Source organism: Methanoculleus sp. UBA208 (genome assembly GCF_002498065.1).
GTDB lineage: Archaea > Halobacteriota > Methanomicrobia > Methanomicrobiales > Methanoculleaceae > Methanoculleus.
Map to the genome: position 1 here is coordinate 1 of NZ_DAFZ01000121.1, position 6,406 is coordinate 6,406.

7 protein-coding genes are annotated in these 6,406 nt (G+C 60.8%); 1 reads left to right on the plus strand and 6 read right to left on the minus strand.

Features of this window, described 5'->3' with window-relative positions; genetic code table 11:
- Nucleotides 1-375: 375 nt before the first annotated feature.
- Genes BRA62_RS12695 through tuf form a run of 3 tightly spaced genes read right to left on the minus strand, consistent with a single transcriptional unit; the run spans nt 376 to nt 3,682 of the window.
- A complete protein-coding gene (locus tag BRA62_RS12695) occupies nt 376-2,052 on the minus strand; it encodes a flippase activity-associated protein Agl23 (protein WP_292367176.1) in 1,677 nt (558 codons plus the stop codon).
- Nucleotides 2,053-2,064: 12 nt separating this feature from the next.
- Nucleotides 2,065-2,373, minus strand: coding sequence for a 30S ribosomal protein S10 (gene rpsJ, locus BRA62_RS12700; RefSeq protein ID WP_011843573.1), 309 nt, complete (start codon nt 2,371-2,373; stop codon nt 2,065-2,067).
- 31 nt (nt 2,374-2,404) lie between these two features.
- Nucleotides 2,405-3,682, minus strand: coding sequence for a translation elongation factor EF-1 subunit alpha (tuf, locus tag BRA62_RS12705; RefSeq protein WP_292367177.1), 1,278 nt, complete (start codon nt 3,680-3,682; stop codon nt 2,405-2,407).
- 178 nt (nt 3,683-3,860) lie between these two features.
- Here tuf and BRA62_RS12710 point away from each other — a divergent pair, with 178 nt between their 5' ends.
- Nucleotides 3,861-4,163 carry a hypothetical protein gene (locus tag BRA62_RS12710; RefSeq protein WP_292367178.1) on the plus strand — a complete coding sequence of 101 codons (303 nt, stop codon included), beginning with the start codon at nt 3,861-3,863 and terminating at the stop codon, nt 4,161-4,163.
- Nucleotides 4,164-4,241: 78 nt separating this feature from the next.
- On the opposite strand, the gene BRA62_RS12715 is transcribed toward BRA62_RS12710, so the two are convergent.
- From BRA62_RS12715 to BRA62_RS12725, 3 genes are read right to left on the minus strand one after another with little or no spacing between them, the layout of a single operon-like run.
- A complete protein-coding gene (locus tag BRA62_RS12715) occupies nt 4,242-5,117 on the minus strand; it encodes a 4Fe-4S binding protein (protein WP_394340002.1) in 876 nt (291 codons plus the stop codon).
- 40 nt (nt 5,118-5,157) lie between these two features.
- Complete coding sequence (cobS, locus tag BRA62_RS12720; protein ID WP_292367180.1) at nt 5,158-5,868, minus strand: adenosylcobinamide-GDP ribazoletransferase; 711 nt, start codon at nt 5,866-5,868, stop codon at nt 5,158-5,160.
- Nucleotides 5,865-6,308, minus strand: a complete 444-nt coding sequence (locus tag BRA62_RS12725) for a phosphatidylglycerophosphatase A (RefSeq protein WP_292367182.1) — start codon at nt 6,306-6,308, stop codon at nt 5,865-5,867. The genes cobS and BRA62_RS12725 overlap by 4 nt, the downstream gene beginning before the upstream one ends.
- Between the last annotated feature and the right edge of the window lie 98 nt (nt 6,309-6,406).

The window sequence follows — 6,406 nt, forward strand, 5'->3', positions numbered from 1 at the left end:
GGGGCTGACGGGGAGGGGGGAGCATCCCCCCTCCCCTGTCCCCCCCCTCATGGCGATATCCCCTCGGAATCCGTGTCTGGGATGCAATCGATGACTCGCCTGAGAGGGTTTCAACATGCCCCAGGTTTCTCAAGATCTTGTCTTCACACCTAACGGTGCTCGAGCACCGTCAGGTGCGAAATGCGACGGACGAGACGTCCGAAGTTTGAGAATAACGAAGTTCTTCGAGAACGCGAAGCCGCGAAGAGAAGGTGTGGCACACACTGTGGGGCTTACCACCCATCAACGATGACGGTGGTTGTCCCGTCCCGGTCGATGTGAACCAGGTGCCTTTGAACCCCAGTCTCCCCCGGGCTGCGAACGGCCTCGCACGTGTCAGGCAGTCGTCCCCGTGGGAACCCTCGAGAAGACCTCGAGGTTTCTGCTTCCCATCTTCCCGTCCCGCAGGAAGTAGTACTCAAGCAGTCTGTCCTTGTTCTCCTCGTAGGAGAACCAGTAGTTCAGCCGATAGGTCTCCTTTGCGTAGCCCTCCAGGGTTGGGGAGGTGTCGCCGTCGTGGGTGATCACGACGTCGAAATCCCCCCCGTATATCGTCGATTCACTCACTTTCTGGCTGTAGTAGGCGAGTTTTGAGGCGCGGTCGCCCCGGTAGTACCAGGGCAGCGGCCAGTAGGAGTCGGTCGCGACCGCTACCTTATCCGCAGCGTCGATCTTCGCGAAGACCTCCCGCAGGTCTTCGGAGTTCTGCACCTGCACGATGGGCTCGTTGATGTCTGCCGGGGTGAACACCACGTGGAACGTCATGGCAACCAGGAAGATGCTTGCCACGACGGCGATGACTGCCTTCTTCGTGGTCATCATATAGACCGCGACGAAGATCATGGGCAGGAGCTGGTGGAGGATCAGCCACGGCACCTTCTCGCCGATGTAGGCGTAGGCCACAAGGGAGAGAAGCATCCAGAAGATGGTGAACCGTGCAAACTCCTTCTGCCGGTCGATCGGCAGGAGCTCCCCGCCGCCCGAAAGGATCTCGCGGAGCCGGTCTTTGAAGCCCAATGTCCGCTCGACGGGTGGGGCTTCAACCTCCCGGGCTGCCTCTACTTCTGTCTCTTCGCCTTCCCCGGGGCTCTCCACATGGCCGGTCCTCTTCTCCCTCCAGCGGGAGACGATGCCGGGGATGTCGACGAACTGGAGGACCCCGACCACGGCGAGGATCAGGATCGGCACCTCGTAGAGGAGGAAGAGCAGGATGTAGAAGTACGGCGGCCCCCCGAGGCGCTGTGCCTGGTGCATCGATGTCCAGTGCTCGATAGCCCGGAGCCACCCGTCCATGAGCACTTCCGGATGAGCGCCGAAGGAGGAGTAGAGGACCGCCATGATCCCGACCGCGACGAGGGCGCCGAGCGCGAGATCCCTGACCCCGCTGGCCGGGAGCCGGACCTTTCTCGTCCAGATCAGGTAGAGGGGGTACGCCCCGAAGATCAGGACGACGATCGGCATGTTCTCCTTTGCGGTCATCCCGAACCCGATCGCCGCCCCGGCGATGAGTGCGTACTGCACCTTCTGCCGCTCGAAGTAGTAGAGGAGGGCGACAAGGAGCAACATCGTAAAGAAGGCGATGAAGATGTCGTTCCTGAGAAACCGCGAGAAGTAGACCATGTTCGGCGACACGGCGAGGAAGAGCGCTGCTACAAGGGCCTGCTTCTTATCGAGATAGCCGAGCCGGTAGATCGGGTAGACCAGCGGGACAAGCAGGGTGCCGAGCAGTGCCGGGAGAAGCCGGCCCACGAAGTCGGAGTCTCCGAGAAACGAGAAGACCCCGGCCGTTACGTAATAGAGAAACGGTCCGTGGTACATGGGGTCGTAGGTATAGACCCCCTCGGTCAGGAGCCGATAGGAGAACCACGCGTGAATAGCCTCGTCGTGGTGAAATAACTTTAAGTCGAGCGAGTAAAAACGGAGAGCAATTGTGACCAGAAGTATGAGGAGAAAAAACCCCTCGAATGAGAGCAGTCGTTCACGGACTCCTGCCGCGAACACGGCGGCCTTCACGCCGCACCCACCTCAACTCTCCAGCACAATCTCAATGCCGATGTCTTTCGGAACCTGAATGCGCATCAGCTGGCGTAGCGCACGCTCGTCGGCATCGATGTCGATGAGCCTCTTGTGCACCCGCATCTGCCAGCGATCCCAGGTTGCGGTACCTTCGCCGTCAGGGCTCTTCCTGGTGGGGACCACGAGTTTCTTCGTGGGCAGCGGGATCGGACCTGCCAGATTGACGCCGGTACGCTCTGCTATCTCTTTGATCCGGTCGCAGACCATCTCGATTTTTTCGAAGTCAGTTCCGGAAAGACGTATTCTGGCCTTCTGCATGTTTAACCACCAAAAAATTATAGGTACCTTCTTATCTCATCTGCTTGGGCGTGATGTCCATGCACACGCCTGCCGCAATGGTGGATCCCATATCACGGACAGCGAACCGGCCGAGCTGCGGGATCTCTTTGACCTTCTCGATGACCATGGGCTGGGTGGGCCTGATCTTGACGATAGCGGCGTCGCCGGTCTTGAGGAACGTGGGGTTCTCTTCCTTGACCTGGCCGGTACGGGGGTCGAGCTTCTTCTGGATCTCGACGAAGGAGCATGCGATCTGGGCGGTGTGGCAGTGGAAGACCGGGGTGTAGCCGACGGTCAGGGCGCTGGGGTGGTGGAGCACGACTACCTGCGCGATGAACTCCTCTGCAACGGTCGGGGGCACGTCGGCGGGACCGCAGACGTCACCGCGGCGGATGTCGCCCTTGCCGATACCACGGACGTTGAACCCGACGTTGTCGCCCGGAGCCGCCTGCGGGATCTCCTCGTGGTGCATCTCGATGGACTTGACCTCACCCTCTTTGTTCGCGGGCATGAAGCTGACCTTCATTCCCTTCTTCATGATGCCGGTCTCGACACGCCCGACGGGCACGGTTCCGATACCGGAGATAGAGTAGACGTCCTGGATGGGGAGACGCATGGGCAGGTTCGTGGGTTTCTCGGGTTCGCTGAGCGCGTTGAGTGCGGCGAGTACCGTCGGTCCCTTGTACCAGGGGGTGTTCTCGCTGAGTTTGGTGACGTTGTCCCCAACGAACGCGCTCATCGGGATGAAACTGATGTCGTCGGGCTTGTAGCCGACCATCTTGAGCAGCTGGGAGAGCTGTTCCTTGACCTCGTTGTAGCGCTTCTCGTCGTACTTGGCGGCATCCATCTTGTTGATGCCGATGATCAGCTGGTTGATGCCGAGCGTACGGGACAGGAAGACGTGCTCCTTGGTCTGCTCCATCACGCCGTCGGGTGCGGCGACGACCAGCAGTGCGGCGTCTGCCTGGGATGCGCCCGTGATCATGTTCTTGACGAAGTCACGGTGGCCGGGGCAGTCCACGACGGTGAAGTAGTACTTGTCGGTGTCGAACCGCTTGTGGGCGATATCGATGGTGATACCACGCTCACGCTCTTCCTTGAGGCTGTCCATGACCCAGGCGAACTCGAACGAGCCCTTGCCCTTGGATTCGGCCTCCTTCCTGTACGACTCGATGATGTGGGGCGCTACGGCTCCAGTCTCAAAGAGCAACCGGCCGACGGTAGTAGACTTACCGTGGTCGATGTGTCCGATTACTGCTAAATTCATGTGGGGCTTTTCAACTGCCATAGATAGTATCCTCCACTCAAATAGGCCTGTCAGCTCGAACAGCCTGCTTATGCGAGTAACTTATACGTATGACGTCCTCCATATAAAGCATTTCTATGCGCGCCAATAGCGTGCATTTCCTAAATGCCCCGGTTAATCGACAGAATCTTATTCTTCGGAAATCTACGTTCCTCGTACCATGAAGGTACTTGAGTTTCACCGCGATGATACGAAGGACCGGGTGACGGTAGCGTGCGCAGATCGTGAGGTGTCGGTCCACTCCCACTGCGGCTACTGCCGGCACTGTGCGGGTGTCCGGGTGGGCAGGCGGACGATCCCGACACCGCAGCGTCAGGCTCTCTCCGGTGTCCGGCAGGGTGCAAACCCGGACGAGAATCTGCTGAACGCCGCCATCATGTTCAACACCCTCGTCCGGGACGGCACCGCTATCGAGTGCGAGGACGACGCAGGCGAAGGGTTCTCTTCGATGTACCGCCGCTAATTGTCGGTGTCCGTCCTTCACGGGGCGGCTATCGATTTTGGGCCGCCTCCGCCGCCGGTTTATCGGATTTTATCTTTACTACTCCGCCACCGGCGTTTCCGGCCCGAACTCTTTTCGGATCCCCTCCGCGAACTTTTCATACCCGATCTCGTCCATCTGGTCGGCAAGAGGCCTGCCGCTCCAGGCGGTGCGGTAGACCCAGTAGACGATGCGATCGACAACTTCGATGACCTCCCCTTCGGTCTCGACGGTGACGAGTTCCTTTCCTGCGACGGGAGAGGCTCCGCGCCGCCCCCCGACCGTGATCTGGTAATGGGCATACTCGGATTTCAGGAGGTGATAGGGGCAGGAGTGGATGCAGATGCCGCACTGGACGCACTTGCTCTCGTCGAGAACCGATATGCCGTTCTTCAGCGCTATGGCGCACTGCTTGCAGTACTCCACGCAGGTGCCGCATCCCGTGCAGAGTCCCGGAACACGCAGCGGCCTGATCCTGCCGACGATCCCGATGTCGTTCAAGAGCGGGCTGTTGCACATGTAGGTGCAGCCGGATATGGCAATGCGGAGCCGTATCGGAAGCTCCTTCCCGAAGACCCGTTCGTCGATCTTCCGGGCGAGGTCGATCGTCTCGCAGTTGGCGTATTTGCACCGTTCCGTGCCCGGGCAGGCCATGATGTTGACAACTTCGTTGTATTCCGCCCCGATGGGTGTCCCGTTCTTCTCGAGGGCTCTGGCTATCTTCTTGAGGTTATCGGGGTTCACGTGCGGGATCTCCGCTGCCTGGCGCATGGTGAGGTGGAGTGAACCATCCCCGAACTTTTCGCTGATTTTAGCGAGCTGCTTGACCTGGGCTGCGGAGAGAACCCCTGCCGGAACCCGCACCCGTACTGTCGCATAGTCTGCGTTCCGCTCGGTGATGATCCCTCCCCGGGAGTGGAGGGTAGGGTCTTGCATCATTCTACAGTAGTAGCGGTCGCCGGGATGAAAAAGGTGATTATGCGAGAGCAAGGACGATGATGATTCCCGCCCGGACCATCTCGTTTGTGGCGCCGACGACGTCGCCGTTGACGCCGCCAAAGAGGCGCCGGGAGAGGAGCAGCATCAGTGCGGCGATGGCTGCCGTGGCCGCGATGGCGAGGGCGACACTCGCCCGGGGCACCGGCAACAGGAAGAGCGGCAGCGTGAGCAGGGTGGCCGGGACAAGGAACCACGGTTTTGCAAACCCATGAAGATAGGAGTGGATCCCCTCCCGGAACGGCGCGCCGAGCGTGGTGAGCCAGGACATCCCGGCCTTCGCGCAGACCTCGGCGATGAGGATGGCTGCCGGGAGATGTGCGGTGCTCTGGAGGCCGGCAAACGCAAGGAGCGTGACGACGATGCCCGCCGCGACGGCGCCGGCCCCGGTGGTCCGGTCGGTCATGGCCGCGATCCTCTTCTCCCGGCTCCCGTGGGCCATGAGCCCGTCGCCGAAGTCCAGCAGGCCGTCGAAGTGGTTGCACCCGGAGAGAAGGAGCGCCGCCGCGAGGGCGACGGCCGCGCCCACCGCCGGGGATGCTATCCAGTACGTGATGCCGGCCGCTATCCCGCCGATGACGTACCCGGCGAGCGGGTAGAGGTAGGAGCGGCGGGCGAAGTGCTCGAAGTCGGCCGGCCTCCCGAGGGGGAGCGAGGTGCAGAACTGGAGGAGGGCGATGACGGACTTCACATGGATCCCATCGACTCGCTGTAGAGGCGCGACGTGCATCCCGCGATCAGCCCGGCGACGGCGTCGTCAAGGAACGGCCCGAGTTCCTTTAAGATCCCCGGCTTCTTCTGGTCGTAGCGGGTGAACTCGAACCGGGCGTAGGTCCCCCCGATCACCTCGGCGATGGCCATCCCGATGATCTCGTCGGAGAGCAGGAAGACCGGGTCGTCGGCGATCTCGGAATCTTTCCGCTTCAGGTAGAGTTCATCCTCGAGCAGGACGGCGCCGAGGAGAAGCGACGATATGTTCGGGTCCATGAGTGCTTTCCCGATCTTCTCGTCAAGCCTGCGCGCGGCCTCGTCCGCCCCTATCCCGTGGGGGACGTAGAGTTCCATCGCGGCGGCGACGATATCCCTCCTTGCGATGCCCTTCTCTTCCAGCCTGCGCTCTATCTCGAACATTGTTGGAGTATTGGGGGCGGGAGGTATTTTGGCGTTTGTGTTTAACGATGCTCGGAGAAGACCGAAGGTCTTCGAGGTGTGAGCGTAGCGAGCATGAG

Excerpts from the sequence above, each read along its gene's own strand:
- rpsJ (WP_011843573.1), bottom strand. The coding sequence starts at position 2,373 with ATGCAGAAGGCCAGAATACGTCTTTCCGGAACTGACTTCGAAAAAATC.
- tuf (WP_292367177.1), bottom strand. The coding sequence starts at position 3,682 with ATGGCAGTTGAAAAGCCCCACATGAATTTAGCAGTAATCGGACACATC.
- BRA62_RS12710 (WP_292367178.1), top strand. The coding sequence starts at position 3,861 with ATGAAGGTACTTGAGTTTCACCGCGATGATACGAAGGACCGGGTGACG.
- BRA62_RS12715 (WP_394340002.1), bottom strand. The coding sequence starts at position 5,117 with ATGCAAGACCCTACCCTCCACTCCCGGGGAGGGATCATCACCGAGCGG.
- BRA62_RS12725 (WP_292367182.1), bottom strand. The coding sequence starts at position 6,308 with ATGTTCGAGATAGAGCGCAGGCTGGAAGAGAAGGGCATCGCAAGGAGG.